At 60.1% G+C, this 25,929-nt stretch carries 23 protein-coding genes; 6 read left to right on the plus strand and 17 right to left on the minus strand.

Going from position 1 to position 25,929, the window contains the following annotated elements:
- Window positions 1-101: 101 nt before the first annotated feature.
- The 4 genes from QZ268_RS03430 to QZ268_RS03445 form a co-directional block, all read right to left on the minus strand.
- A complete protein-coding gene (locus QZ268_RS03430; protein WP_295448007.1) occupies window positions 102-293 on the minus strand; it encodes a twin-arginine translocation signal domain-containing protein in 192 nt (63 codons plus the stop codon).
- An 84-nt stretch (window positions 294-377) separates the two neighbouring features.
- Window positions 378-1,007 (minus strand): molecular chaperone TorD family protein, encoded by a 630-nt coding sequence (locus QZ268_RS03435; RefSeq protein WP_295448009.1) that lies wholly within the window; start codon window positions 1,005-1,007, stop codon window positions 378-380.
- A gap of 35 nt (window positions 1,008-1,042) precedes the next feature.
- Complete coding sequence (locus tag QZ268_RS03440) at window positions 1,043-1,726, minus strand: DUF3306 domain-containing protein (protein ID WP_295448012.1); 684 nt, start codon at window positions 1,724-1,726, stop codon at window positions 1,043-1,045.
- Window positions 1,723-2,262, minus strand: a complete 540-nt coding sequence (locus tag QZ268_RS03445) for a DUF3305 domain-containing protein (protein ID WP_295448117.1) — start codon at window positions 2,260-2,262, stop codon at window positions 1,723-1,725. The genes QZ268_RS03440 and QZ268_RS03445 overlap by 4 nt, the downstream gene beginning before the upstream one ends.
- Window positions 2,263-2,684: 422 nt before the next feature.
- On the opposite strand from QZ268_RS03445, the gene QZ268_RS03450 reads away from it, so the two are divergent.
- The 4 genes from QZ268_RS03450 (at window position 2,685) to QZ268_RS03465 (ending at window position 7,116) form a co-directional block, all read left to right on the plus strand.
- Window positions 2,685-4,658, plus strand: a complete 1,974-nt coding sequence (locus QZ268_RS03450) for a 4Fe-4S binding protein (protein WP_295448015.1) — start codon at window positions 2,685-2,687, stop codon at window positions 4,656-4,658.
- Between the two features lie 210 nt (window positions 4,659-4,868).
- The gene (locus tag QZ268_RS03455; RefSeq protein WP_295448018.1) at window positions 4,869-5,936 is read left to right on the plus strand and encodes an Mrp/NBP35 family ATP-binding protein; all 1,068 of its coding nucleotides are present in this window, start codon (window positions 4,869-4,871) and stop codon (window positions 5,934-5,936) included.
- Window positions 5,933-6,634 (plus strand): biotin/lipoate--protein ligase family protein, encoded by a 702-nt coding sequence (locus QZ268_RS03460; RefSeq protein ID WP_295448021.1) that lies wholly within the window; start codon window positions 5,933-5,935, stop codon window positions 6,632-6,634. The genes QZ268_RS03455 and QZ268_RS03460 overlap by 4 nt, the downstream gene beginning before the upstream one ends.
- A gap of 2 nt (window positions 6,635-6,636) precedes the next feature.
- A complete protein-coding gene (locus QZ268_RS03465; protein WP_295448120.1) occupies window positions 6,637-7,116 on the plus strand; it encodes a DUF6505 family protein in 480 nt (159 codons plus the stop codon).
- A gap of 388 nt (window positions 7,117-7,504) precedes the next feature.
- Here the strand turns inward: QZ268_RS03465 and QZ268_RS03470 are convergent, their stop codons facing one another.
- From QZ268_RS03470 to phnC, 5 genes are all read right to left on the minus strand, one after another.
- Window positions 7,505-8,119 carry a chloramphenicol acetyltransferase gene (locus QZ268_RS03470; protein ID WP_295448024.1) on the minus strand — a complete coding sequence of 205 codons (615 nt, stop codon included), beginning with the start codon at window positions 8,117-8,119 and terminating at the stop codon, window positions 7,505-7,507.
- A 78-nt stretch (window positions 8,120-8,197) separates the two neighbouring features.
- Complete coding sequence (gene phnE, locus QZ268_RS03475; RefSeq protein ID WP_295448027.1) at window positions 8,198-9,577, minus strand: phosphonate ABC transporter, permease protein PhnE; 1,380 nt, start codon at window positions 9,575-9,577, stop codon at window positions 8,198-8,200.
- Entirely contained in the window at window positions 9,574-10,443 is an 870-nt protein-coding gene (phnE, locus tag QZ268_RS03480; RefSeq protein ID WP_295448030.1) for a phosphonate ABC transporter, permease protein PhnE, read from the minus strand. Before phnE (QZ268_RS03480) ends, phnE (QZ268_RS03475) begins: the two co-directional genes overlap by 4 nt.
- A 117-nt stretch (window positions 10,444-10,560) precedes the next feature.
- On the minus strand, window positions 10,561-11,463 hold the full coding sequence (phnD, locus tag QZ268_RS03485; RefSeq protein WP_295448033.1) for a phosphonate ABC transporter substrate-binding protein: 903 nt from the start codon (window positions 11,461-11,463) through the stop codon (window positions 10,561-10,563).
- Window positions 11,464-11,533: 70 nt separating this feature from the next.
- The gene (gene phnC / locus QZ268_RS03490) at window positions 11,534-12,346 is read right to left on the minus strand and encodes a phosphonate ABC transporter ATP-binding protein (RefSeq protein ID WP_295448036.1); all 813 of its coding nucleotides are present in this window, start codon (window positions 12,344-12,346) and stop codon (window positions 11,534-11,536) included.
- Between the two features lie 183 nt (window positions 12,347-12,529).
- On the opposite strand from phnC, the gene rpe reads away from it, so the two are divergent.
- Window positions 12,530-13,219, plus strand: a complete 690-nt coding sequence (rpe, locus tag QZ268_RS03495) for a ribulose-phosphate 3-epimerase (RefSeq protein ID WP_295448039.1) — start codon at window positions 12,530-12,532, stop codon at window positions 13,217-13,219.
- A gap of 388 nt (window positions 13,220-13,607) precedes the next feature.
- On the plus strand, window positions 13,608-15,548 hold the full coding sequence (locus QZ268_RS03500) for a methyl-accepting chemotaxis protein (protein WP_295448042.1): 1,941 nt from the start codon (window positions 13,608-13,610) through the stop codon (window positions 15,546-15,548).
- A gap of 62 nt (window positions 15,549-15,610) precedes the next feature.
- Here QZ268_RS03500 and QZ268_RS03505 read toward each other — a convergent pair whose 3' ends face one another.
- The 8 genes from QZ268_RS03505 to QZ268_RS03540 form a co-directional block, all read right to left on the minus strand.
- Entirely contained in the window at window positions 15,611-17,104 is a 1,494-nt protein-coding gene (locus QZ268_RS03505; protein ID WP_295448045.1) for a class I adenylate-forming enzyme family protein, read from the minus strand.
- Window positions 17,105-17,178: 74 nt separating this feature from the next.
- Window positions 17,179-17,961 (minus strand): oxepin-CoA hydrolase, alternative type, encoded by a 783-nt coding sequence (locus QZ268_RS03510; RefSeq protein WP_295448048.1) that lies wholly within the window; start codon window positions 17,959-17,961, stop codon window positions 17,179-17,181.
- Entirely contained in the window at window positions 17,958-18,425 is a 468-nt protein-coding gene (locus tag QZ268_RS03515) for a PaaI family thioesterase (protein ID WP_295448051.1), read from the minus strand. Before QZ268_RS03515 ends, QZ268_RS03510 begins: the two co-directional genes overlap by 4 nt.
- Window positions 18,406-19,548, minus strand: coding sequence for an acyl-CoA dehydrogenase family protein (locus tag QZ268_RS03520; protein WP_295448054.1), 1,143 nt, complete (start codon window positions 19,546-19,548; stop codon window positions 18,406-18,408). The genes QZ268_RS03515 and QZ268_RS03520 overlap by 20 nt, the downstream gene beginning before the upstream one ends.
- Window positions 19,545-20,744 (minus strand): acyl-CoA dehydrogenase family protein, encoded by a 1,200-nt coding sequence (locus QZ268_RS03525; RefSeq protein WP_295448057.1) that lies wholly within the window; start codon window positions 20,742-20,744, stop codon window positions 19,545-19,547. The genes QZ268_RS03520 and QZ268_RS03525 overlap by 4 nt, the downstream gene beginning before the upstream one ends.
- 108 nt (window positions 20,745-20,852) lie before the next feature.
- Window positions 20,853-22,028, minus strand: a complete 1,176-nt coding sequence (locus QZ268_RS03530) for an acetyl-CoA C-acyltransferase (RefSeq protein ID WP_295448060.1) — start codon at window positions 22,026-22,028, stop codon at window positions 20,853-20,855.
- Window positions 22,029-22,033: 5 nt separating this feature from the next.
- Window positions 22,034-24,121 carry an FAD-dependent oxidoreductase gene (locus QZ268_RS03535; protein ID WP_295448063.1) on the minus strand — a complete coding sequence of 696 codons (2,088 nt, stop codon included), beginning with the start codon at window positions 24,119-24,121 and terminating at the stop codon, window positions 22,034-22,036.
- A gap of 505 nt (window positions 24,122-24,626) precedes the next feature.
- The gene (locus QZ268_RS03540) at window positions 24,627-25,865 is read right to left on the minus strand and encodes a Tm-1-like ATP-binding domain-containing protein (protein WP_295448065.1); all 1,239 of its coding nucleotides are present in this window, start codon (window positions 25,863-25,865) and stop codon (window positions 24,627-24,629) included.
- Window positions 25,866-25,929: the final 64 nt, after the last annotated feature.

A 25,929-nucleotide genomic window follows, 5' to 3' on the forward strand; every position in this document is an offset into this window, starting at 1 on the left:
AAAGAGCGCGCTTGGTTCAAGGAAACCACGTGGCGGTCGGGCGTCTCGCAACCAGTTGCCGTGTGGTCAATGAATAGTCTTTTGTGTGCGACCGGTGCTGGTTAGAACCGGGTGCTTTCGTAATAGGCGCGGGTATGCGCAGTATCTTGCATCTTGTCGGATGCAAGATCAGGTGCTGCGGCTGCGGCCTCTGACCCGCTGGTGGCAACCGCCACTGCAGCCAGCGGCGCAGTTGTCGCCGCCATTTTCAGAAAGTCGCGGCGGCTGCTGGCCCCCTCATCTTTCTTGCTCATGTGAACTCCTCCTCCTGGCGCAAAATGCCAGGTTTTGTTTCACGGGTTACAGCGCAGGGCCAAAGCCCAGCGCCCTTTTGCGGATTACTCCGCGCTCATCCGAAAGGCTTCAGCTTCGATCTCCATGAACTGCCGCCCGACGGCGCCGAGCGCGGCATAGAGAACCGAAGATTTGGCACCTTCGAGATCCGAAAAGAAATGTCCGGCCCAGGGGCCGATGTGTTTGCCAAAAAACTGTTTTTGCTGGACCAGATCTGAGGCCGTGCCAAAACGCCCGGCAATCATCGCGCCCATCATCTCCATCAAAGAGGCGATGTTGTCCTCAGGCTCATAGGCGTTGGGGGCACGGGTCAGCCCGCCTGCCGCCATGTCCTGGCGCAGCTGTGCCAGTGGCTTTTCGTTTAGAAAGCCCGTCAGGTAGTAGCTGGCATAGGGCAGCAGCTCGCCCCGCCCCAAACCGATGAACAGCTTGTTGAACTCCCGCTCCGCCGAGGCAGGCTTGCTGTGGCGCGCCAGTTTGGCCAGCGCATTGATGGCCTCGCCCAGGGGACTGTCATCGCCCACCAAACCGGATGTCTGCCCCAGCAGCATTTCATCCGGGGGGCCAGCCAGCATAACGCCAAGATAGTTGTAGAGATCTGCGCGCATTTGGTCCTCTGCCCGGATGGGAGCAGATGGCGCAGGTGCCGCTGGCATGGTCTCTAGGTCTGTCATTATTTTTGGCTCCTTGCGGGTGGTCTCGCTGCTGCTCATGTCTGCGCCTCTGTTTCTGCAAATGAGAAACGCATGCGCCGGGGGGCCGCTGGGATCAAGGCCTCACCGGAGAGAGCAGCCTCTTCGTCCAGATCGGCCTGGGCTGCTGCCAGTTCATTTGCACGCTGGCCGACCTGTTGCGACGCGGCGGCAGCAACTGATGGCGCCTCCCCGGTGGCTGCGACCGCGGCCACCGAGGACGCCTGCGGGTCGTCCGCCTCGGCCTCGGCAGCGATCCGCTCGGCCTCAGCCTGCTCTGTTGCGGCATCCTGTGCCGCAGCCTCCTGGGCCAGCGCTTCGACATGTTTGGTCATGCCTTTGCCCACCTGATAGGCGGTTTGCAGCCCCTCAATGACACAGGCCGCATCGGTAAAGTCCTCGCCATAATCCACCAGCCCATCGACGCAGGCAAGCACTGGATTAGCGCGCCACAGATGCCGCAGGGCGCGGGTCTTGATGCGCGCGGGAACCTGATCGGTCAGAAAGATCTTGAAATCATCCCCGTCCTTAAGGCTCTCGGGAGCAGGCAGATCCAGCGCGGAAAGGATTTCGTCGTCGCTTTGCTCAGCAAGTTCCGCTTCCCGTGCTGCAGCCTCTGCCGCGACCTCCGCCCGCTGTTCTGCCTCTGCCTCGGCGGCCACGGCGGCCTGCCGACGGGACCAGAAATCACCCCTGCTCATTGCATGCGCCCCTTTTTGGCCAAGGAGGGCGAGCGGTATACATCCGTAAGCTGGGCAATGCGCGGATCGCCAATGCCATCTTCGCTACCGCCGATATCCTTGTTGTCCCGGCGCCGTTTCTTGAACTCTTCTTCCTGGAAATGCGCCAGGGTGAATTCACGCAGCCAGGCCACCAGCCCCGAGGGCATCGCCACCTTCTCCACCAGCTCTTCGCCACTGTCGGCATAGTCCTGCGCCTCAAACGGTGAGGCGGTGATCAGGGTGACCTCCAGCGGGAATTCCCCCTCGCTGGCCTCGCGCAGGATCACATAGACACTCGGGGGATTGGTGGTCAGCGCCTGCATGTAGGCCTCTGCTTCGGCGCGGTGCAGTTCCAGTGGCAGGGTCGCGGCATGGTATTCTCTGACACCGCCCTCGCTGCGCAACAGCTGCCAATCGGCCGCCGACGCGGCAGGCAAGAGCCCCGAGACCGTCCAATTCCATTTGGCCCAGCGGGTAACACCCGGAGAGCGGCGCAAAACCACGCCCACCGGCATCACGTCAGTTTTCTGTGTGGTTTGACTCACCCTGTCACGACACCCTTTGTCATTTCCCACTGTCACGGCTGCAGTCCAATCGCAAAACGTCGGACCGTCACTGGTTGCAGCAAGATTGCGCCGACAACGCCGCGTCACGAAAGCCCAAAAAGCAGGCAGCTGGAGAAAACCTCTGCAGCGGGACAAATTGGGGTGCTGCACATTGACCACCACCGCCCTGCGGTCGAAATGTCTATTTCGACAAAAAAGATCAGGAACCCGCTGTGCCGGCAAATGGCGAATCACCCGTTCTCCAAACCTGCCTGCGGGGCGGCTGTTGCAACTGAAACCCGGTTTACCTCGACAAAGAAACAGAGCTAGTCTGACCTCCCAGCAAGCCGTCGATCCAACAGGATTTTACCGGAAAATTCGCGAGGCAAAGAATGACCAAGCAATTGATTTTATGTGATTGTTCAGGGACACAGACCCTCAACGCTGATGCCCTCTCCAAGGCAACGGGCCTGGGGTGCAGCCGCGTTCATACTGCCCTGTGCACCACCCAGGTCGAGACCACTGCGGCGGCAATTTCAGGCGGCGATTCGGTGATTTGCTGCACCCAGGAAAAAAGATTCTTCGCCGATTTGGCGGCGGAATTGGACCAGCCAGAGCCGCCTTTGCTTGACCTGCGGGACAGGGCAGGCTGGACCGCTGATACCGGTGATTTACTACCCAAAATGTCCGCCCTTATCGCTGAAGCCTGCTTAGATGTCTCCCCGGGGAAATCCGTGGATGTGACCAGCGAGGGGCTCTGCCTCATCCTGGGGGCAGCTGACCTGGCCCTGGCCGCCGCTGAACGTCTGCAAGACGTGCTGGGGGTCACTGTGCTGCTGGATACAGATAAAAATGCCCCCACCCTGGAGCCGATGAACCTTGCCCCAGGGCGCGAATTTGATGTGGTCCGAGGCAAGTTACGGCGCGCACAGGGCGCTTTGGGGCAGTTTCAAGTCAGCATTGATGCGCTACAACAGCTGGATGTGGCGGGACGCCAGTGGAGCTGGACAGCCGCGCGTGACGGCGCCCTGTCGGACTGCGATCTCATCCTGGATCTGCGCGGCGACACCCCCCTGTTTCCGGCCCCGGACAAACGCGAAGGCTATCTGCGCGCCGATCCCAAGAACCCGCAGGCGGTTGCCGATGTCATTCTGGCAGCCTCGCAGATGGTGGGAACCTTTGAAAAACCGCTGTACCTGCGCCATGAGGCGCTGCTGTGCGCCCATTCCCGCGCTGCTCAGTCCGGCTGCAGCAAATGCCTGGACCATTGCCCCACCTCGGCGATCAGCTCTGCCGGGGATCAGGTCAGCATTGATCCGATGATCTGCGCCGGCTGCGGCGCCTGCGCCGCGCTCTGCCCCTCTGGGGCGATCACCTACGATGCGCCGGCCACTGATGACCAATTCCGCCGCATCCAGACCCTGGCCAAGGCCTACCTCGATGCCGGAGGTCAAAGCCCCCGTTTGCTGGTGGTGGCCCCCCATGGCAGTGAGATGATCAGCCTCGCGGCACGCTTTGGCCGTGGCTTGCCTGCGGATGTGGTGCCGCTGGAGGTGACAGCGCTCAATGCCTTTGGCCATGCAGAAATCCTTGCGGCGCTGGCCGCCGGTTTTGCTGATGTCTCACTGCTGCTGAGCCCCGGCATCGACCATGAGGTACAGCAAACCGAGCTGGACCTGGCGCTGGCGATTGGCGGCGCGGGCAAGGCGCGGCTGCTGGATATTGCAGACCCCGACCTGCTGAGCGATGCGCTCTATGATGCGCAGGTCTCCCAACCGCTGGCGACGCCGATCCGGCCAATGGGGTCACGCCGCCAGATTACCCGTCAGGCCGCCATGGCGCTGCAGCCAGAGGCGCAGCAGCTGCCCCTGCCCGCGCAGGCCCCCTATGGCGCTGTTCTGGTTGACCAGGACAGCTGCACCCTGTGCCTGTCTTGTGTCTCTCTGTGTCCTTCGGGGGCCCTGGGGGACAATCCCGACCTGCCACAGCTCAGATTTCAGGAAGAGGCCTGCCTGCAATGTGGAATCTGTGCCAGCGCCTGCCCCGAGGATGCGATCTCTTTTGAGCCACGTCTCAACCTGGACCCTGTCGCCCTGTCGCAGGTGGTGCTGCACGAAGAGGAGCCCTTTGCCTGCGTCGAGTGTGGCAGCCTGTTTGGGGTGAAATCCACCATCGAAAAGATCACCGAGAAACTGGCCGGGAAACACGCAATGTTCGCCCGCCCCGAAATGGCCCGAATGATTCAGATGTGCGACGACTGCCGGGTGCAGGCCCAGTTCCACCAAAAAGACAGCCCATTTGCCGGAGCAGACCGCCCCAAGGTGCGCACGACAGAGGACTACCTCAGCAAACGCCGGGACCATTGAGATCCCACATAAGATCACAGGTCCGCCCGTTGGAACCAGGAGAGGCTACAGCAATTTCACCCCCCAGCGCAGTTGGCAGATGCAACAAAGCTGCAAGTCAGATAGATAAAACAAAATGAAAGAGACCCGAGCAGGCAAAGCCAGCTTGGCCTCCCATAGCCAGACAGCCAGAGCCCCCTGCCGGGCCACCATCAAAGGAGCAAGTCCCGCGTGTCCATTACCCGAGAATCCGTCCTCGCGGCGCTAAAGAACATTTCCGACCCAGTCAGCGGCCAGGACATTGTCGCCGCAGGCATCACACGCGGCCTGTCTGTTGAGGCAGGAACCGTGTTGTTTGTGCTGGAAATCGACCCCGCCAAATCGGAGCTTTATGGCCCGGTCCGGGATCAGGCTGAGGCCGTTGTCAAAGACCTTGATGGCGTTGAGAAGGTCTCGGTGATGCTGACCGGCCATGCTGCCAAGGCGCCGCCCCCGGATTTGAAGCCGTCAAAACCAGCCACACCGCAGGGGCCACAGAAAATCCCTGGCGTAGATCGCATTATCGCGGTGGCCTCGGGCAAGGGCGGCGTGGGAAAATCCACCGTCTCTGCCAATCTCGCCTGCGCGCTGGCCGCTCAGGGACGCCGTGTTGGCTTGCTGGACGCTGATGTCTATGGCCCCTCGCAACCCCGGATGCTGGGCGTCTCTGGCCGCCCCGCCAGCCCCGACGGCAAAACCATCCTGCCGCTGCGCAATCACGGCGTCACCATGATGTCCATTGGCCTGATGACCAATGACGATCAGGCGGTGGTCTGGCGCGGGCCGATGCTGATGGGGGCGCTGCAGCAGATGATGATGCAGGTACAATGGGGCGCTTTGGATGTGCTGATTGTTGATCTGCCGCCGGGCACCGGCGATGTGCAGATGACCCTGGCGCAAAAGGCCCAGGTGGATGGCGCTGTTATCGTCTCCACCCCGCAGGACGTGGCGCTGATTGATGCCCGCAAAGGCATTGATATGTTCAACAAGCTGAACGTGCCGATCCTGGGCATGATTGAAAACATGTCGACCCATATCTGCTCCAACTGCGGCCACGAGGAACATGTCTTTGGTCACGGTGGTGTGGCAGCTGAAGCGGCCAAGCTGAACGTGCCGCTGCTGGCAGAAATCCCGCTGCACCTGGACGTCCGTCTGGCCGCAGACAGCGGCGCGCCCATCGTGGCCGCCAAACCCGACAGCGCCCAGGCAAAAGCCTTTATCGACGTTGCAGCGGCCCTGGTGGAGCGCGGCGCCGCATGAGCCAGCTCTCCTTTCCGCCCTTGATGTCTGGCCACGCACTGACCGGACAGGAAGACCCATTTGAAACCGCCTGCCAGCGGGCGATCCTGGGCTGTGACGCGGGATTGGTGACCTATAATCTGGGCGCGGACCTGCTGCGGGCCGCCCTGGTTTTTGCCCCAGAGGTACCCCTGCACAAGGCCATGGCCATGTTGCCCACATGTGGGATCGGCTTGCAGAACGCTCTGGGAGCACTGGCCCCGCCCGAAGTCGCGGTGCATCTGGAATGGGGCGGAGGTCTGCGCATCAACGGCGGGCGTTGTGGCAGACTGCGCATCGCGGCCAGCAGCGATGAGCCGGACACCATACCAGACTGGCTGGTGGTGGGGCTGGAAATGCCCCTGTGGCCGGGTCGCGATGACACCGGAGAAACCCCCGACCAAACCGCGCTTTATGCCGAGGGCTGCGCTGATGTGCAGGCCCCGGCTCTGGTTGAAAGCTGGGCGCGCCATGCCCTGCACTGGATCAACCGCTGGGAGCAAGACGGGCTAACCCCCTTGCATGCCGAATGGCGCGGGCTGGCCCATGGGGTTGGCGAAGAGACGCAGTTGAATGGCGTCTCCGGTACCTTCCTCGGCGTCGATGAAGACTTTGGCATGCTGCTGCGCGATGCCGACACAACCCGGCTTATTCCTCTGACCACACAACTGGAGACTTGATGATGTATCTCGCCCGCGCCATCCATTTTGACGAGAGCGATCAGAATGTCTTTGCCAATCCGGCCCGCACTGGGGAATGGTGTATTTCCGGCGGCTTTGAATTCTCCAACTGGGTAGAGGACGACCTGACCGGCAAACAACGCCAGGCCTTTGCCAATGGCTGGCTTGGGCTGGAAACCTCTGGCCGGGTGACCTTTGTCGCCGTTACCCAGATTGAGGAGGCTGAGCTGGAGGAGCTGACTGATGTTCTGGCTCAGCATTTTGTAGACTTCTATGGCGCCCCGGATCTTGCCAGCGCCCGCCCTGTGGCCACTGAAGAGCTGACACAAATGCGCGATCTCTGCGCTGAAAACCCGCCCAACACGCTGCTCACCGTCGCACGCGAGCTCAGCGACGCCGGTGTGAGAGAGAGCTTCCGCAGCATCGAACCGCAATCAGCAGGGCTCGAACAGTTCGCCATTCATGTCACCCCGGAAGACTGACCTCCCCCAGTAAGGGAGCTCTCCCGCCCGTCGATAGATCCTTGCGGGATCTTCTCCCGTTGGGCCCAGCGCTGCTGACGCGGCGCCGAACTCTTTTTTTCAGAAGAGACAGGTCAAGGGCCGCAACGCGGCCCTGCCGAAAGGCAGGGTTTACCCTTGAGGTGTCTCTGATCCAATAAACTAGACAGGGTCCTTGCGGGGCAAACCTGCCCCTTAAGGACCTCTCAGCAGATCTTGTTTTTTTGCGCCGCGTAGCGGCGCCGGGCCCAAGGCCGCCAAGGGGTCGCTGGCAAAGCCAGCTGCCCCTGCGGGGGCGGGAGCTCCCCCTTGCTCCGTTTAGCAGGAGATATCTGCGCGACACAGGTTTGCCAAAAACCCGGCGCAGCCCTCAGGCATATTTTTCCAGAAAAGCTTCTGCGGTGAGCTTACGGAAATCTGGCAGGCAGGTGCGCAGGCGGGCGTGGTCCCAGTCCCACCAGGCCAGCTGCATCATTTGATCAGCCACCAGCGCTGTATAGCGACGCCGGATCAGCCGCGCCGTGTTGCCACCAACAATCGTATACGGCGCCACATCCTTGGTCACCACCGAGCCGGAAGCAACAACAGCCCCATGACCAATGGTCACCTCTGGCTTGATCAAAGCACCATGGCCAATCCAGGTATCATGGCCAATCTGCGCCCGCCGACTGGCGCGATGGGCAAACCAATCCGCATCATCGGTGACATCATCCCAATACGATGCAGACCGATAATGGAAGTGGTGCAGCGAGGCCTTTTCCATCGGATGATCCGTGGCCCCGATCCGGGTGGCGCTGGCAATATTGGAGAATTTCCCCACCTGCGCATTGGCGATATCGCAGTTACGGTCACAATAGGAATAGTCGCCAATATCACTATTGGCCACGCGACTGCCTGCGCCAATCTCAACATAGGCACCAAAACGACTGTCGCTGATCTGGCATTCGGGGTGAATAAACGGGGTCTCTGGGGAGAGTTTCGGCATCGGGGCACTTTCCAATATTGGCCCTCGCCACTCCGATGGAATGGCAAGGGGTGTTACGTCAAGACGGGGTCTTTCGCTTCAGGGCAGCAGGAAGGCCTTGCCATCAGCGCGTGCCTTGCGCTTGGTCTTGCCACCCTCGCCCTTGATCAGACGACGGCGTAGCCAGCCCGACAACCAATCCATCATCATCACCATCAAGATGATCAACACGATGTAATAGGCCACCTCTTCCCAGTCCTTTTGGGTGATGATCGCCTGGGTCAGCAGCAAGCCGATACCGCCCCCGGTAATTGCCCCAATGATGGTGGCAGAGCGGGTGTTGGATTCCAGGAAATACAACAGCTGGCTCAGCAGCACCGGAGTGATCTGCGGGATCACTCCAAAGCGATAGCGCTGCGCCGGTTTTGCCCCAGTGGAGGCAATGCCTTCGATCTGTTTCTCATCGACATTTTCCAGGGCTTCCGAGAAAATCTTGCCGAAGGTGCCGGTATCCGTCACCAGAATGGCCAGGGCACCCGTCAAAGGACCGGGGCCAAAGGCGCGTGCCAGGACCACGGTCCAGATCAGCGAGTCCACGCCGCGCAAAAAGTCAAAGAACCGGCGTGCAACAAACCTGAGCGGGCCAAAGGGCGAAAAGTTGCGCGCGGCAATAAAGGCCAGCGGCAGGGCAATGATACCCGCACCAATGGTGCCGAGGAAGGCCATCAGCAGTGTCTCGGCGATGGCCCAGGCAACATCCCTATGGCGCCACATCTTGTTGTTCCAGAAATCATTCAGGATTGCCCCGGCTTCGCCTGATGCCGCGCGGGTCAGCACCTCGCCGATGCTCAGCCCATGATAGGGGCTGTCGAGGGTGAAAAAGAACAGCTCCCAGCCGTTGAAATACCGAAAGACCTCAGCGCGGTTGCGGGTGACAGTAAGGCGACCGGCATCGGTTTTGATCGCCAGACGGTTCTTGGACACACTGATCCAGTCTGGCACAGCGCCAGCGGGCAATTCTGCCTGGACACCTTTGGCGCGGGTCGGGGTCGCGCGGACCAGACCATAGCCCGGAATGTCATATTCAATGCTTTCAGCACCAAAGCGCACCAGATGACCGTTTTCCAGATCAATCGCAGTCTCAGCCCCTGCGGTCTCACCCAGAGAAACCCAGGCTGGGCTGTCACCTTCGGGATAGGCACCTTTGCGCTCGCCCTCAATGGCCACCGAGACCGAGCCATCGCGGTTGTCCCGCGTCACATGGGTTTTGTAACTATAGGTGTCGCTCACCAGGGTCTGGGCGTTCTGCCAGCTGACCCGCTGCCACAGGCCTGCCATGTCAAAGGCCACAAAGACATAACCCATATAGACCAGGATCAGGGCGGGCACGGCAAAATTCAGCAGTTTCTTTTTGAAAAACAGGCGGTCCATGTCCTGTTTCAAAGTCGCGGGGGTCAGGTCGGCCTCTAGAATGGTCATGCCTTGGCTCCATGGATCAAACGGTCACGCATGCCGCTCGAGATCTGATCGACCACGACGATGGTGATAAACAACAACAGGAAAATGGCGGCGGCCTCATCGTAGCGGCCCTGGCCCCAGGACATGGCGTTTTTCAGCTCGTAGCCAATGCCGCCAGCGCCAACGAAACCCAGAATGGCCGAGGCGCGAATGTTGATTTCAAACCGCAACAGGGCGTAGCTCACATAGTTTGGCCCCACCTGCGGGATGACACCCAGCCACATCCGCTGCCCCCAGCTGCTGCCAACGGATTCAAGCCCCTCGACAGGTTTCAGCGAGGCGTTTTCATTCACTTCGGAGAACAGCTTGCCCAGGGCGCCAGCGGTGTGGATTGCAATGGCAATCATCGCAGGCACCGGGCCGCCACCAAGCAGGAAGATCAGGACCAGGGCGATGACAATTTCAGGAATGGCGCGACAGATATCCATGATCCGGCGAAACAGCGGGATAAGGCGCGGCCAGGGCGCCATGCCATGGGTCGACAACAGCGACAACAGGGTGCCAAAGACCAGCCCCACAAGGGTAGAGGCAGCGGCGATATTCAGCGTCTCGATCAGGGCTGGAAAAAAGTTGACCAGATGACCGGGGAGCTCTGTAACTTTCTCGCTGGCTTCCGCCAGAACTTCGTTCGGGTAGTCGAAAACATGGGTGATACCGTCATAAAACGAGCCAGCATTGCGGCCGTCAGCGGTACGGAACCCTGCCATCATCAAGGCGACAAACACCACCAAAATTATGCCGCCATAAAGACGCTTGCGCCGGGTCATCTCGCCATATTGGGCGCGAATATCGGCCGTCGTTAGGGGCGCTGCGGTCAGATCTGCCATCGTTGCCGTCCTGATTTGGGAAACTGTGATCCAGGGCCGCTCCGGGCCGGTCGATCACTGGGAAACGGGGTCCGGACATTGCTGCCCGGACCCCGAAGAAAGAACCACGTGGAAGTCTTAGTTGGACTTCAGCTTGCGGGCTTCGATGATTGCCTGGTAGGCGTCGTGACCGATTGGCATAACGCCTTTGGCCTCACCGGAGAGCACACCATAGGCGCACTCAGGATCCATTGAGGGCAGCGAAGCCATCAAGGCGGTGAACTTGACTTTGACGTCTTCTGGCAGGTCTTTGCGCAGAACGATTGGGCCTTCTGGGATTGGCTTGGACTGCCAGATCTGCACCAGGTCGTTCATGTCAACCAGGCCGGCATCCACAGCGCGACGCAGGGCGCCAGAGTTGTAGCCGTCTTCCCAGTTGCCCAGACCGTCAGCCCAGGTCACACCACCGTCAAAATCGCCATTGTTGACGCCAACGATGGTCTGCTCGTGACCGCCGGAGAATTTGACTTCGCCAAAGTAATCGCCCGAGGTCATGGTGGCACCGGTGATTTCAGGGATCTCGATCGACGGGATCAGGAAGCCGGAGGTCGAGTTAGGGTCGCCAAAGCCAAAAACTTTGCCCTGCATGTCTTCCAGCGAGGTGATGCCGCTGTCGGCGCGCGCAAAGCCTACCGAGTAGTAGCCGTAGCCGCCGTCCTCGTTGACTTTAACCAGGATTGGCTCAACCGCTTCTGGGTCGGACAGGTAAGTTTTTGCATAACCGGAGGCACCCAGCCACGCCATGTCGAGGGTGCCGCCCAGCAGACCCTGGATAACACCGTTATAGTCGGCAGGGGCAAACAGCTTGGTTTCAACACCCAGCAGCTCTTCGGTTTTGGCGCGCAGGCATTCGTTGTTGTTCAAACGGTCCTGAGCGTTCTCGCCGCCCAGGAGACCAATGCGGAACTGAGTGATTTCTTCGGCCATGACAGGTGTGGTCAAAGCAGTCGAGGCCAGAGCGGCCAGCAGCAGTTTTTTCATCTTTTTTCTCCGGTTAAGTTTTCCCGCCCCCCCATCGGGTACGGGTGATGAAATTGGATGGTTCGGTTGTTCAGGCTTGCGCCATCTCAGCCCGGATGGTGGCATCCAGGGTGTCGATCTCGGTCGAGGTCGCCGCTTCCGAGAAACTGGCATCAGCGCCATAGATCTCACGGGCGACACCTGTGGTCAGCTGTTCCGGCAGCCCGTCAAAGACGATGCGCCCATCGCGCATGCCGATGACCCGGTCGCAGTAGCGCCGTGCCGTATCCAGCGTGTGCAGGTTGGCAATCACCGTGCGCCCGTCTTCTTCATGGATGCGGCGCAGCGCCTCCATCACGGTCTGTGCGTTCATCGGATCCAGCGAGGCAATCGGCTCATCCGCCAGAATGATCTTGGGGTCTTGCATCAGCGCGCGGGCAATGGCGACACGCTGTTGTTGCCCCCCAGACAGGGCTTCGGCCCGTTTGGCGGCATGTTCGGCAATGCCGAGACGGTCCAGAATGTCGATCGCCCGGTGGATGTCATCCATCGGGAACAGATTGAACATGGTGGCAAAGGTGGAGCGGCGATTGAGCGTGCCGTGCAGCACGTTGGAGACCACATCCATACGAGGCACCAGATTGAACTGCTGAAAGATCATCGCGCAGTCCGACTGCCAGGCGCGCTTCGCATTTCCCCGCAGGCCGGTAATCTCGCGGTCTTCAAACAGGATGCGGCCTTCGCTGGCATCGGACAGGCGGTTGATCATCCGCAACAGGGTCGACTTGCCGGCACCTGACCGCCCAATCACCCCGATCATGCAAGGTTTGTCGATGTCCAATGTCGCGGCATCCACCGCAATCTTGTCACCAAAACGTTTCGTCAATTTATCGATACGCAGCACAGTCGGTCCCTCTCGTTTCGGGCATTGACTAAGGCTGGCACTCAAACGATTTGTGTCAAAGGAATGAAGCTTTTGTAAATGTCATTGATTTGACTCGGCAAACAGCCCCTGTGCAGAGCGCCAGCAAGCAGCTATATGGCGGCTGAACACTCCTCTATTGTCTTTCCAAAAGGAAACCGCCCGATGTCCTTTGACCGCAAGATCAAGATTGCCCCCTCCATCCTCTCTGCTGACTTTGCCAATTTTGGCCAGGAAATTCAGGCCATCGAGGCCCAGGGCGCTGACTGGGTGCATGTGGATGTGATGGATGGCCATTTTGTGCCCAACCTCACCTTTGGCCCCATGGCGGTCAAAGCCTTCCGCCCGCATGTAAAAACCGTGATGGATGTGCATCTGATGATCTCTCCGGTCGATGCCTATATCGACGCCTACGCCGATGCTGGTGCCGATGTGCTCACCGCCCATATCGAGGCAGGTCCGCATATCCACCGCACCCTGCAGGCGATCCGTGCCGCAGGCATGAAAGCAGGTGTGGCGCTGAACCCCGGCACCCCCGCCGAAGCGGTCGCCCCTCTGCTGGATCTCACCGACTTGATCTGTGTGATGACGGTAAACCCAGGATTTGGCGGCCAGAAATTCATCGACATGACGGCCAAGGTTCGTCAATTGCGCCAGATGATCGGTGACCGCCCGGTACATATCGAAATCGACGGCGGCGTAGACCCCAAGACCGCGCCATTGGTTGTTGAGGCCGGCGCTGATGTTCTGGTTGCAGGCTCGGCTGTGTTCAAGGGCGGCTCGGTGTCTAACCCCGAGGTCTATGGCGAAAACATGCGTCTTATCCGCGCCGCAGCCGAGGGTCACTGGGCCTGACCGCACCGCGCAGGACAAGAGACCACATGTGTGTCACGCCCGGCTCTGTGGCACCGGGCATCGTTGCCCATGGGCTGTTGTTTACGGTATCAGAGCGGTCCTTTTGGGCCGCTCTTTTTGATTTAGCAAAACCGGATTGAAGATCGCAGGCTAACCTGCCCCTGTGACAGGCCCCCAGTCGCCCCAGCGTTTGCGCGTCTGCACCGACCTATCCCCCTGGTTGCAGGAGGGTCGTGGCAATACAAATTCAATTTTCAGGAAAATTAACCGAATCAAGTCACCTTGAACCTGTCGTTTAAGGTTTGGCAGTGTTTCGCCGTCTGTTTTGCAACCGCCGAATACCGGTTGCTCCGCTGGAAGCACCCTAGAGAATAGAAGGTTCGTTTAGGTGAATAAAGACTCTCTCTTGTTCAAGTTGGTTGTGCCCATCCCCCTGTGCCTGTGCCTGGGTCTTCTGCTCGCGGGGCTGCTCCTTCCCTCCGCCATGCGCAATAATGCAATTTCAGCTGCAACCGAAGCCGCTGTTGAAACCGCAGGCCAGGTCAAGACACTGCGCAGCTATTATACAAAATTCGTGGTGAGCGACGCAAAGGCCTCCGGCAGCCTGTCTTTGGGAATTGATCACCAAAACGACCCAAACGTCATTCCTCTGCCAGCCACAATGGTGCACGACGTCAGCGAACTGGTTGCTGGGGAACAGATCAATTTCTCCCTTTACAGTCCCTTTCCATTTGAAAACCGGGCCGACCGCCCATCAGACGCTTTCATGGAGGAGGCTTGGGACGCCCTGTCAAATGACCCCGCGCGCAGTTTTGAACAGACCGCAGTGGTCAATGGCAGCACCTTTCTGCGGGTGGCGGTTGCGGACCAGATGACTTCGGAAGTCTGTGTCGCCTGTCACAACACGGTGGCAGGGTCGCCCAAAACCGACTGGCAGCTGGGCGATCTGCGCGGCGTCATCGAAGTCCGCCGAAATCTTGATCCCATACTGGCCAATACACAGGCCTTGTCGCGGAACATACTCATCGGTTTGGCTGTGATGAGTGCGGTTCTTCTGGCAGTCTGCATTTCGGTTGCCCGCTCGGTAATCCGGCCAATTGACCGCGTTTGCGCAGATATTGCTGCGGTTTCTTCTGGCGATCTGAACACCGAGGTCGCATCGGCAAGCCGCAAGGATGAAATCGGTAAGATCGGCAAGGCGCTGGTCGAATTGCAAAGCGATCTGCAACAGGCCCGCGTCGGCGAAGAACGTCGCGCCGCACTGCAACAGGAACAACACGATGTGGTACAGCATCTCAGCTCCGGGCTGGTCAGGCTATCACGCGGTGATTTTTCCCAGCCGATTACTGTAGAGTTTTCCGGGGCCCACGAAAAACTCCGCCAGAACTTCAATCAGACCATTGATACCCTCTCGGTCACAGTTGCCCAGGTGATCGAAGCCTCGGAATCAATTGGCAATGGCGCCACCGAAATCAGCCAGGCCTCTGATGATCTGTCGCACCGTACCGAAAGCCAAGCAGCAACCCTGGAACAGACCGCTGCAGCGCTGGACCAGATGACCGCCTCGGTCAAGGCGGCCGCTGATGGGGCCCGCAGTGTCGAGACAACCATGGATGAGGCCAAGAATGAGGCCCGTAGCAGCGGTGAAGTGGTCGCCAATGCCGTCGCCGCCATGACCGAAATTTCCGACTCCTCCAGCCATATCGGCCAGATTATCACCGTGATTGATGACATCGCCTTTCAGACCAACCTATTGGCGCTGAATGCAGGGGTTGAAGCCGCCCGCGCTGGCGAAGCCGGACGGGGCTTTGCAGTGGTTGCCGCCGAGGTCCGGGGGCTGGCGCAGCGCTCCTCTGAGGCGGCGATGGAGATCAAAGCACTGATTGGCGCCAGCGCCGAACAGGTTGGCCGCGGGGTTGATCTGGTTGGCAAAGCAGGCCAGGCGCTCAACTCCATTGTCGGGCGGGTCAACGAGATTTCCGAGCTGGTCTCAGGTATTACCGAAGGGGCGGTTGAGCAATCCACCGGCCTGGCCGAGATCAATATTGGCGTCACCCAGCTGGATCAGGTGACCCAGCAAAACGCCGCCATGGTTGAAGAATCCACCGCAGCGGGCCATCTGCTCAAGGCAGACGCGCAAAAACTCACAGAAGTGGTTGCTGGGTTTCAGACTCTGGGCGCGCCGCGAACTGCCAAACCACCGCTGGCCAAGGCTGCAACCACAGACCCCGTCATTGCCCATGACTATCTGGACTGGGGGGAAGAGGTGGTTCAACAACAGGTCAATGGGCCGGCCGACAGCGACGACGGTAAATGGCAAGACTTCTAACCACCATGATCAAAGGCGAGGGCACTGCCCCTCGCCTTTCCTGTTAAAGCCGTCGCGCGACATCACCGAAGCTGCTGGGCAAAATGCTCCAACAGCTTATGTTTCAGAATTTTGCCGGTAGGCGCCGCCGGCAAGACCTCTGTCAAAACGATCTGCGCCGGGCATTTGTATCCAGCCAGCTGCCCCCGCACGAATTGCATCAGGTCGGCCACATCAGGCTGGTCGTCTTGTGAAACCTGCACAAAGGCCAGAACCTCCTCATCGCCCTTGCCGCGCCGCCCGACCACTGCGGATTGCACCACTTGCGGATGGGCATTCAACGCGGCTTCGACCTCTGGTGGGAATACATTGAAGCCACCATGGATGATCAACTCTTTCGAGCGACCCTCGATATGCAAAAAACCCTGGGCGTCCAGCCGTCCCAGATCGCCACTGCGCAGCCAGCCGTCCTGATCCAGCACCAGCGCCGTCTCTTCCGGATTGCGGTAGTACCCCAGCATTACATTATCACCGCGTATCAGCACCTCGCCAATGCCCTCGCCGCCACCCGCAACGCTTTCATCAATGCGCACCTCGACACCAGGCAGGGGCGGCCCAACCGAGATATCCGGATTTCCGGGGCTGCTGTTCTTGGTGGCGCACACCCCGGCCGTGGCTTCTGTCATGCCATAGCCGTTTTGCAGGGCCACACCATAAAAGGCCTCGGCCCGTCGCTTCCAATCCGGGTCGAGCGGCGCCGCCCCGGAGGACACATATTGCAACACCGGACTATCAAGCCGGTCCAGCCCCTGTTCCTTGGCAAATTGCATCACCAGAGCATGCATCTGCGGCACCGCCGACAACCGGGTCACCCCCCGACGCAGTGCCTGATAGAGCTTTTCAGCCGAGAACCGCGCCTCCAGCAAAACCTCCGCGCCGATATAAAGCGAGGCTGTCATCACTGATGCCAGACCAAAAACATGGGTCATCGGCAAAACCCCATAAATCACATCCCCCGGCACCATATCGCGCAGCTCTGCAGAGGCCTTGCCACCATAAAGCAGGTTCTTATGGGTCAGCATCACGCCTTTGGGGGCGCCAGTGGTGCCCGTGGTATAGAGCAGCACAGCAGCATCTGCGGGCGCATCGCCAGAACTTGGGTAAGGGCAGGCCATATGCATTGCGCCAAAAGAGCCGGTAATTTCCTCTGCACCCAATCGGGTTGCATGGGTCTGCGCACTGCCTTCGATCTGGGTCGAGATCAACACCACCACAGGGCGGGCATGATCCAGGATACGGTCCACTTCTCCGCTGCTCATCCGGGCATTCACCGGAACCGCCACGGCGCCACATTGCGAGCTTGCCAAAAGCGCCGCCACCACCGCACAGCAGTTTTCTGCCAGCACCACCACCCGGTCGCCGGGCCGAACGCCCGCCTGCGTGATCACCTGTGACAGCTCTGCCACCGCCGTTGCCAGCGCCCCATAACTCCAGCTCACGCCGACACTGTCGGAAAATCCTGCAGCCTCAGGACGCGCCTTTGCCTGCGCTGCCAATAGATCATGCCAGTAATTCATCACCGCAGCTCCCCACCTGTTTTTGTTTGTGTGTCTTCCGCCCTGTACTGCCGCACAGCAGTTCCAGCCCAGGGCTATGTCGCGCCAAATTCCGGCGCGCGTTTTTCCAAAAATGCCGCGATCCCCTCGCCAGCCTCGGCTGCGCCAGCCGCCTCTGCCATAGCGTTGCGCTCGCGGTCCAGCTGCGCTGACTCGCTGGTCTCATAGGCCTCAGACATCATGTGACGGATCATCCGCTGTGCCTGAGGTGGTCCCTTGGCCAGAGTATCTGCCAGCGCCTGTGCCGAGGCCAGAACCTGATCGCCGGGCACCACCAGGTTTACCGCCCCCAGCGCCTGCATCCGTTCCGCCGTCACCGGACGTGCCAAAAGACACATCTCCATTGCCAGCGGACGTGGCAGCATGCGTGCCAAAGCAGAGGTCAGGCCCCCATCCGGCACCAGCCCCGCCTTGACATAAGCCGCGGTGAACTTGATGCCTGCCTCAGCCACGATGAGATCCGCCGCCAGGGCCAGCGACAGGCCAGCGCCTGCGGCGCCACCCTCAACGGCGGCAATCACCGGCACCGGGGCTGCGCGCAGCCCCCGGATCATCCCGTGCAGCTCATCCACCTTGTCGCGCCGCTGCGCCTCAGTCAGGGTGCGCCGTTCGATCAAGACGTTCAGATCCCCGCCCGCACAGAAAAAGCCGCCTTCAGATGTCAGCAAAATGGCGCGAATGCGCGGCTCTTGCGCCAGGGCCACCGCGTCATTGATCGCAGCATAGAGATCTGGCGACAGGGCGCCGCGACGGGTGGCATTCATGTTCACCACAACAGCGCGATCGCCCTGGTCTTCCAGTCGGGCCAAAACAGTCATTTGCGAATCCTTTTGAACACGCCCGTTGCAGTGGCCAGAAGCCGACCTTCCTCGTCGTGCAGTTCGCCCAAGAGATGCGCAATGGAGGCGCCACCGCCGGTGACCCGTGCCGTGGCGGTAATCCGCCCCTGACGCACCGCCGCCACATAGGACAGCGTCAGCGATACAGTGACCAGAGCGGCATGGTTTTCAGGATCAAAAAACTGCGAGGCGGTATTGCCGCAGACCACGTCAAGAACCGTCGCAACGATACCGCCGTGCAGGATGCCATGGCGGTTCAGGTGAGGTGGCTGCAAATCCAAAGTCACCCGGCAGGACCCATCCCGCCGGTCGATTGTCGTTTTGTACCCCACCAGTTGCTGAACGCCCGGGTCTTCGATCTGAAAAGTAAGGTCGGTTTCTGACGGGCCAGCGTCACACTGGCCCGTTTCAGCTTGATCTGCCTCAGGCCGCGCTTTGGTCAATAAAACGCTCCAGCTGAGTATCGGTGTCACCAAACCGGTGGTCCGCCATCACGATGCGCTTGGCGATATGGGCCAGCTCATACTCTTCGGTCATGGCAATACCACCATGCAGCTGAATGCTTTCCTCAGCGACCAAACGGCCTGCGCGGCCAATCAGGTTGCGTGCCGCTGAAATCTGCAAGGCCTGTTCTGCAGCAGAAGAGTCCAGGTACCCCGCAGCATTGATCACCGCAGAGCGGGCCTGTTCCAGCTCGATCAGCAGGGTGGCCATCCGGTGTTGCAAGGCCTGGAACGTGCCAATTGGCCGCCCAAACTGTTGCCGTGTCAGCAGGTATTCCCGCGTCAACTCGGTTGCCGCTTCCATCGCGCCCAGCGTTTCGGCAGCCAGCGCCACCTCGGCGCGGTTGCTCGCCCGTTTCAGCGCCCCATAGGCAGAGCCCCCTGCGCCCAGTCGCGCATCCGCAGAAAGACGCAACCCGTCGATATCGACCTCAGCCGCCCGGCCACCGGCCAGCAGCGCATAGCCGCGCAGCGACAGGCCAGCGCTGTCACGTGGCACCAGGAACAAAGAGATCCCCTCTTCGTCTGCGGCAGCACCGGACTCGCGTGCCGAGACAATCAGGTAGTCGGCGGCTTCAGCATTGATCACAACGGCCTTGCGCCCGGTGAGAACGATGTCGTCGCCCTCAACCTGTGCGGTGGTTTCCACCTGCGCCAGATCATAGCGGCTGTTGGGTTCACCATGGGCCAGGGCCAGGTGCAATTCGCCACCAATCACCTGCTCCACCAGTTCTTTTTGCGTCTCATTGCCCAGGGCCGCGATCAAGCCACCGCCCAGAATGGCTGTGTCCAGCAGCGGCTCTACGGCACCGGCGCGCCCCAGCTCTTCAAACACGGTGGTGAGGTCAAAACCCGCGCCGGCAAAACCGCCGTCTTCTTCGCTGAACAGGGCACCGATGACGCCCAGCTCAGCCAGTTTGCCCCAGATCCCAGCATCAAACCCGAGAGCGTTTTCTGCATCCCCCAAACGCGTGCTGGCGCGCAGCCCGTCCTGGTTGTCCCGCAGGAACCGACGCAGGCTGTCCTGCAGCATTTGACGTTCTTCTGTCAGATCAAAGTTCATGCCCCGCCTCCCAGTTTGACTTTGGCAATGATGTTCTTCTGGACCTCGTTGGAGCCCCCAAAGATCGAAAGTTTGCGATTGTTGAAATACTGCGGAGCGGCAGCGGCGCTGCCTTCCGGCCCCATGTCGGGCTCATTGCCGCCTTCCAGCGCCTCCGAAACAAATGGCATCGCATAGGCACCCGCTGCGCGACGTGCCAAGTCGTTGATTTCCTGACGGATTTCTGTGCCCTTCACCTTGAGCATCGAGCTTTCAACCCCTGGCGCCTGACCAGAGGCGGCGCGCGAAATGATCCGCAGGTTGGTGGTGGACATGGCCATCAGATCGATCTCGGCCCGCGCCACACGGGCGGCAAAATGCGGGTTCTCACTTAGAGGTCGGCCGCGATGCATCTGGCTGCGAGCCATGCGTTTCACCGCCTCCAGGCCAGCACTGCTAAAGCCAACACCGGCGATATTGGTCCGCTCATGGGTCAGCAGATATTTGGCATAGGTCCAGCCTTTGTTTTCCTCACCCACCAGATTTTCCACCGGAACTTTGACGTCCGTAAACCAGACTTCGTTCACCTCGTGGGTGCCGTCCAGCAGGATAATCGGACGTACTTCGATACCCGGTGTGTCCATGTCGATCAGCAGGAAAGAGATCCCGGATTGCTGTTTCGCATCCGGATCCGTGCGCACCAGACAGAAAATCCAATTGGCGTATTGGCCCAGGGTGGTCCAGGTTTTCTGGCCGTTGACCACATAGTGGTCCTCCTCACGCACAGCGCGGGTCTTCAGGCTGGCCAGATCCGATCCGGCACCGGGCTCGGAATAGCCCTGACACCACCAGTCTTCGCCAGACAGAATGCGGGGCAGATAGTGATCTTGCTGTTCCTTGGAGCCAAACTTCTGCAACACCGGCGCCAGCATCGCCAAGCCAAAAGGCACAATGCGGGGCGCATTGGCGCGGCAGCATTCTTCCTCAAAGATATGGCGCTGTACCGCGTTCCACTCGCAGCCGCCAAATTCCTTGGGCCAGTTCGGCGCCAGCCAACCCTGGTCGTTCAGAATGCCATGCCATTTCTCATGGCCTTCTTTGCCAAGCTCACGCCCGACGCGAATGGCGTCAGACATTTCCTTTGGCAATTTCTGTGCCAGAAACTCTTGCACTTCGGCGCGAAACGCCTGCTCTTCAACTGAGTAATTCAGATCCATTTGGTGCTTCCTCCCAGAAAGCCGCCCCCCGGTCCGCAGGCCGGGGCGCGCCCATATGGCCCTCGATGGGGCATATGGGCGCTCCTTTGCTAGATTAAACGCTTTAGATCAGTAGATCTCAAACAGGCCTGCGGCCCCCATGCCGCCACCCACACACATGGTGACAACGCCCAGTTTGGCCCCGCGACGTTTGCCTTCACGCAGGATATGGCCGGTCATCCGCGCACCGGTCATGCCAAAGGGGTGGCCAATGGCGATCGAGCCGCCGTTGACGTTGCATTTCTCGTCATCAATGCCCAGGCGATTGCGGCAATAGAGCGCCTGGCTGGCGAAGGCTTCGTTCAGCTCCCAGATGTCGATGTCGTCCACGGTCAGGCCGTGGCGCTCCAGCAGACGTGGAACGGCAAAGACCGGACCAATGCCCATCTCGTCTGGCTCACAGCCTGCAACCGCAAAGCCTTTAAAGGCGCCCATGGCCTCGAGCCCGCGCTTCTCGGCCTCTTTGGAGTCCATCAGGACCACCGCGGCGGCACCATCAGACAGCTGGCTGGCGTTGCCTGCGGTGACAAAGTTGCCGTCACCGCGAACCGGCGCCAAGCTGCCCAGACCATCCAGCGTGGTGGTGGGGCGGTTGCATTCGTCCCGATCCACCAGCGCCTCTTTCATCGAGATTTCGCCGGTTTCCTTGTCCTTGACCGCCATGGTGGTGGTCATTGGCACGATTTCATCAGCAAAAAGACCTGCCTCCTGCGCCGCAGCGATGCGTTGCTGGCTGCGCAGACCATAAGCATCCTGCTCTTCGCGGCTGATACCATAGCGCTGCGCCACGATATCGGCGGTCTCGATCATGGTCATATAGACAGCGGGCTTGTGTTCCTGCAGCCAGGCCTCAGGAGCCGCGCGCACCTTTGGTTGCACCATCGAGATGCTTTCGACCCCGCCGGCAACCATGGGACCTGCGCCTTCGCAGATAATCTGCTGAGCCGCCAGCGCGATGGTCTGCAAACCGGACGAGCAGAACCGGTTCACGGTCATGCCCGATACGGTTACCGGCAGGCCTGCGCGCAGGGCGATCTGACGCGCGATGTTGGATCCGGTTTCCCCTTCGGGAGCGCCACAGCCCATGATGCAGTCTTCGATTTCCGCGCCCTCGATCCCGGCGCGCGCCATGGCAGCCTCAACCGCAGCACCACCCATGGTGGCCCCATGGGTCATGTTGAAGGATCCCCGGAAGGACTTAGCCAACCCGGTACGGGCGGCCGAGACAATAACGACTTGTTTCATTTGCTTTATTCCTTGTTGAGATCATCAAAGGAGCGGCCTTCAGCCACCAGTTTTTCGAGCAGGGGCGCAGGCTCCCAGAAATAGTCATCTTCCTGCGCACCATTTTTGATCGTGGCCAGAACCTTGTCCAAGCCTTCCATATCGGCCCATTTCAGCGGCCCACCCCGGTAACGCGGGAAGCCATAGCCAAACAGCAGGGTCATATCGACATCCAGCGGGCGGCGGGCGATGCCTTCGCCCACAACCTTGGCGGCCTCATTGACCATTGCCGCCATATAACGAGTGACAATTTCGTCATCGGTAAAGGCCCGGGGCGTGATGCCTTTTGCCGCCCGTTCCGCCGCAATCAAATCGGTGACTTCTGGGTTTGGCGTGCCGCCGCGCTTACCGGCCTCATAGATGTAATAGCCCTTGCCGGTCTTTTGGCCAAAGTTGCCAGCTTCGCAGACCTTATCCATATATTCGCTGTCACGATCGCGCGGGTCCATGCCTTCGGCCCGTTTGCGTTTGCGCACCGCCCAGCCAATGTCGAGCCCGGCCAGATCCGCCACGGCAAAGGGCCCCATGGCAAAGCCAAAATCAGTCAGCGCCTTGTCGATCTGATAGGGTGAGGCCCCATCCAGCACCATATGGTCAGCCGCCTTGCGATAGGTAGCCAAAATACGGTTGCCGATAAAGCCATCGCAAACGCCAGCGCGCACCGAGATCTTTTTCAGCCGCTGCCCCAGGGCAAAGCCGGTGGCAACCACGTCCAGCGCAGTCTTGTCTGCCACAACAATTTCCAGCAGCTTCATCACATGCGCGGGCGAGAAGAAGTGCAGCCCGATCACATCCTCAGGACGCGAAGTGCAGGCGGCAATTTCATTCACATCCAGATAGGAGGTGTTGGAGGCCAGGATCGCGCCCTTCTTGCAGACCGCATCCAGCTTGCCAAACACCACTTTCTTGACGCTCATCTCTTCAAAGACCGCCTCGATCACCAGATCCACATCGCTCAAGGCGTCATAGTCGGTGGCCAGGGTCAGCGCCTCTTCGGTGAGCTGGGTGAATTGCGCTTCGGAAATCTTGCCGCGCTTCAAGGCGCCCTGCAAATTGCCCGCGATGCGGCCTTTTGCGGCCTCTGCCGCCTCGTCGCTCATCTCCAGCATCACCACCGGAAGGCCGGCCAGCAGTGCTGCGGTAGCAATACCTGCACCCATGGTGCCACCACCGATAACGCCAATCGACGCCAGCGCACGCGGGGCAATGCCTTTCAGCTCAGGCAGCTTGCTGACAGCGCGCTCCGAGAAGAAAGCATGGATCATGCCCTGACGCTGATCAGTATCCATCAGTTCCATGAACAATTCGCGCTCGCGCTTCATGCCCGCGTCAAAAGGCAGCTCACAGCAGGCCTGAATACCGCGCACCGCAACCGCAGGCGCCAGCAGGCCACGGCCCTTTTTCAGAACCTTGTCATAGAGCGCATCGAAATCAACCGCCTCTGGTGCTGGCATTTCGCTCACGGGGCGACGGGTGGCGCCGCTATCAAGCAATTCCTGAGTATAGGCCAGACCAATCTCGCGCGGCTCACCCTCTTCGATGCGATCCAGAATACCCAGTGCCAGCGCTTCTTTGGCGCCAACCTGACGACCCGAGGTGATGACATCCACAGAGGCCTCAACACCGATCAAACGTGGCAGACGCTGGGTACCACCGGCACCGGGCATCACCCCAATCAGCACTTCGGGCAGACCCACCCGCGCCGATGGAACTGCAATGCGGTAATGCGAGGCCAATGCAACCTCCAGCCCGCCCCCCAAAGCGGTCCCGTGCAGCGCAGAGACCACCACCAAAGGAGAGGCCTCGATGCGTGCGCAGAGGTCGGGCAAAAAGATGCCGCGTGGGGGTTTGCCAAATTCAGTAATGTCGGCCCCGGCAAAATAGGTGCGGCCATCACCATAGATCAAAACCGCTTTTACACCGTCCTTTTCAGCCCGTTCGATCCCAGCCAGCAGGCCTTCGCGAATATCAAAGCCCAGCGCGTTCACCGGAGGATTCTGCGCTTTCAGAACCGCAATTTCCCCAATGCGCTCGTATGCGATGGCATCTGTCATTCGAATTTCCTCTCCTCTTTAGGTCTACCAAACAATCGTCCGGTCTAGCCCTAAGTCCTTTTTCATTCTCAGCACAAGCCAAGTCCCCATGCCAGCCCCGGCTCGATACCGCGATCCAGAACCCTGCGTCACGACCTCGGCTCACCCGCTACAACTTGGAGGTGGAGCAGCTTGTGCAAAAATTCCACTATGCAGAACCTAGTTCCACAAAATTGCAGGCACCTTAGGCAAGAGCATCGCGGTGATCAAGCAATAAACCTGCGCGACGCTGGGGAATGCTGCACTACGGAGAAATCCAGGCCGCCAACAGAAAAAAGGACAGCTGCTCTAAACAGATGCCCTCCTTGTCTTTTCCGCCGATGCCCCTGCGACTGTCAGGGCCACGCCAGGCAACATTCTAAAGCCCGCTGCCACAGCTCCGCCCGCGCAAAAATCGTCTCTGTCCTGTTCAGACTGGAGTTCAGATGGCCAGTTCGGGCGTCTCCGTCAGCCAGTCCAGCCGACCCTACGCCGTCGCGCGCACCAGGCCGCTTGCCATCCACCCGTCAAAGATCTCCAACACCCGGTCACAAAATGCCCCATCGTTGATGTGGCAATCCAGCTCATGCAGCGCAACGGTGTCAGGACAGAGGCTGCGGATCTCATCACAAAAAGCCGCAAGCCCCTCAGCATCATGCAGTTCGCCGCCCGGACGATCCCATTCGTTACAGCCCTGGTTTGGCAGCACAAACGCCACCGGGGCTTGCGCCTGCGACAGCTTATCGCACAGGCTCTTCGCCACAGCGCGACGCTCCCCCGGTTCGAGCACCGCAGAAGACAACAGGCGGTTATGCGCATGGGTCGGACGCCCCTCAATCTGCGGGGGAACGGCCTGCCATCCGACAAAATCCACCAGATCGTAACAGCCCGGAGCCACCAATTGCGGAATACCCGCCTGACCTGCATTGGTCAGCCGGTCCGCCCCCGCCGAGAGCCCGCCAAACATGTGGTTAGAAACCTCCTGTGGCGCAAAATCCATTACCGCCGCAAAAGCCCCCTCACGGGACAGGCTTTCAAAGGCGCGCCCCCCCATACCGGTGGCATGAAACACCGCCACCTCAAAGCCTCGGGCCTCCAATGCAGGTTTCAACGTCACCATGTAACGCAGTACCGTTTTCCCAAAGGAGGTCATGCCAATCAACGGCCGCTCCCGGCGCGGCGCTTCGACAGCACGCGCCGCCCCCAAGACCGCCCCGGCAGCCTGGCTCAGCGCCGCCTTGCAGATCGAATTCAATCCATAAAGACCGCCTGACCAGAGAATCATCTGCACATCCGCCGGAATCCGCTCCGGCGGCAGGAGCGGCGAAAACGCAACGGTAGAGACCACATATTTGGGCACCCCGAGGGGCAGGGCAGCGCAGAGATCCAGCGCCAGATCCGTCCCCATAGTCCCCCCCAAGACCACAACCCCGTGAATGCTTCCCGCACGGTACAGTTCCAACGCCTTAGCCGCAGCACCGCTGCCCATGATCTGCATCGCGGTATTCTCATCACCCGCGCCAATTGCCGCCTCAATTGAGCTGCCCCCTGCCTCGGCCACTTGATGCTTGCTGACATCTGTAGGCCGGCTGGGATCCCCCAGGACGCTCACGTCCATCGACAAGACCCGACCGCCCTGGCCATGAATAATCTCCGCCAGATAATGCAGCTCATCATCTTTGGTATCATAGGTCCCTGCGACCAGGATTGTTTTTGCAGCCATCATCTCACCCACCCAACGCCCAAGGCGCCCCCGCTTTCATCTTACTCCAAATACCTCCGCCGGAGGC

Source organism: uncultured Pseudophaeobacter sp. (genome assembly GCA_905479575.1).
Taxonomy (GTDB): Bacteria; Pseudomonadota; Alphaproteobacteria; order Rhodobacterales; family Rhodobacteraceae; genus Pseudophaeobacter.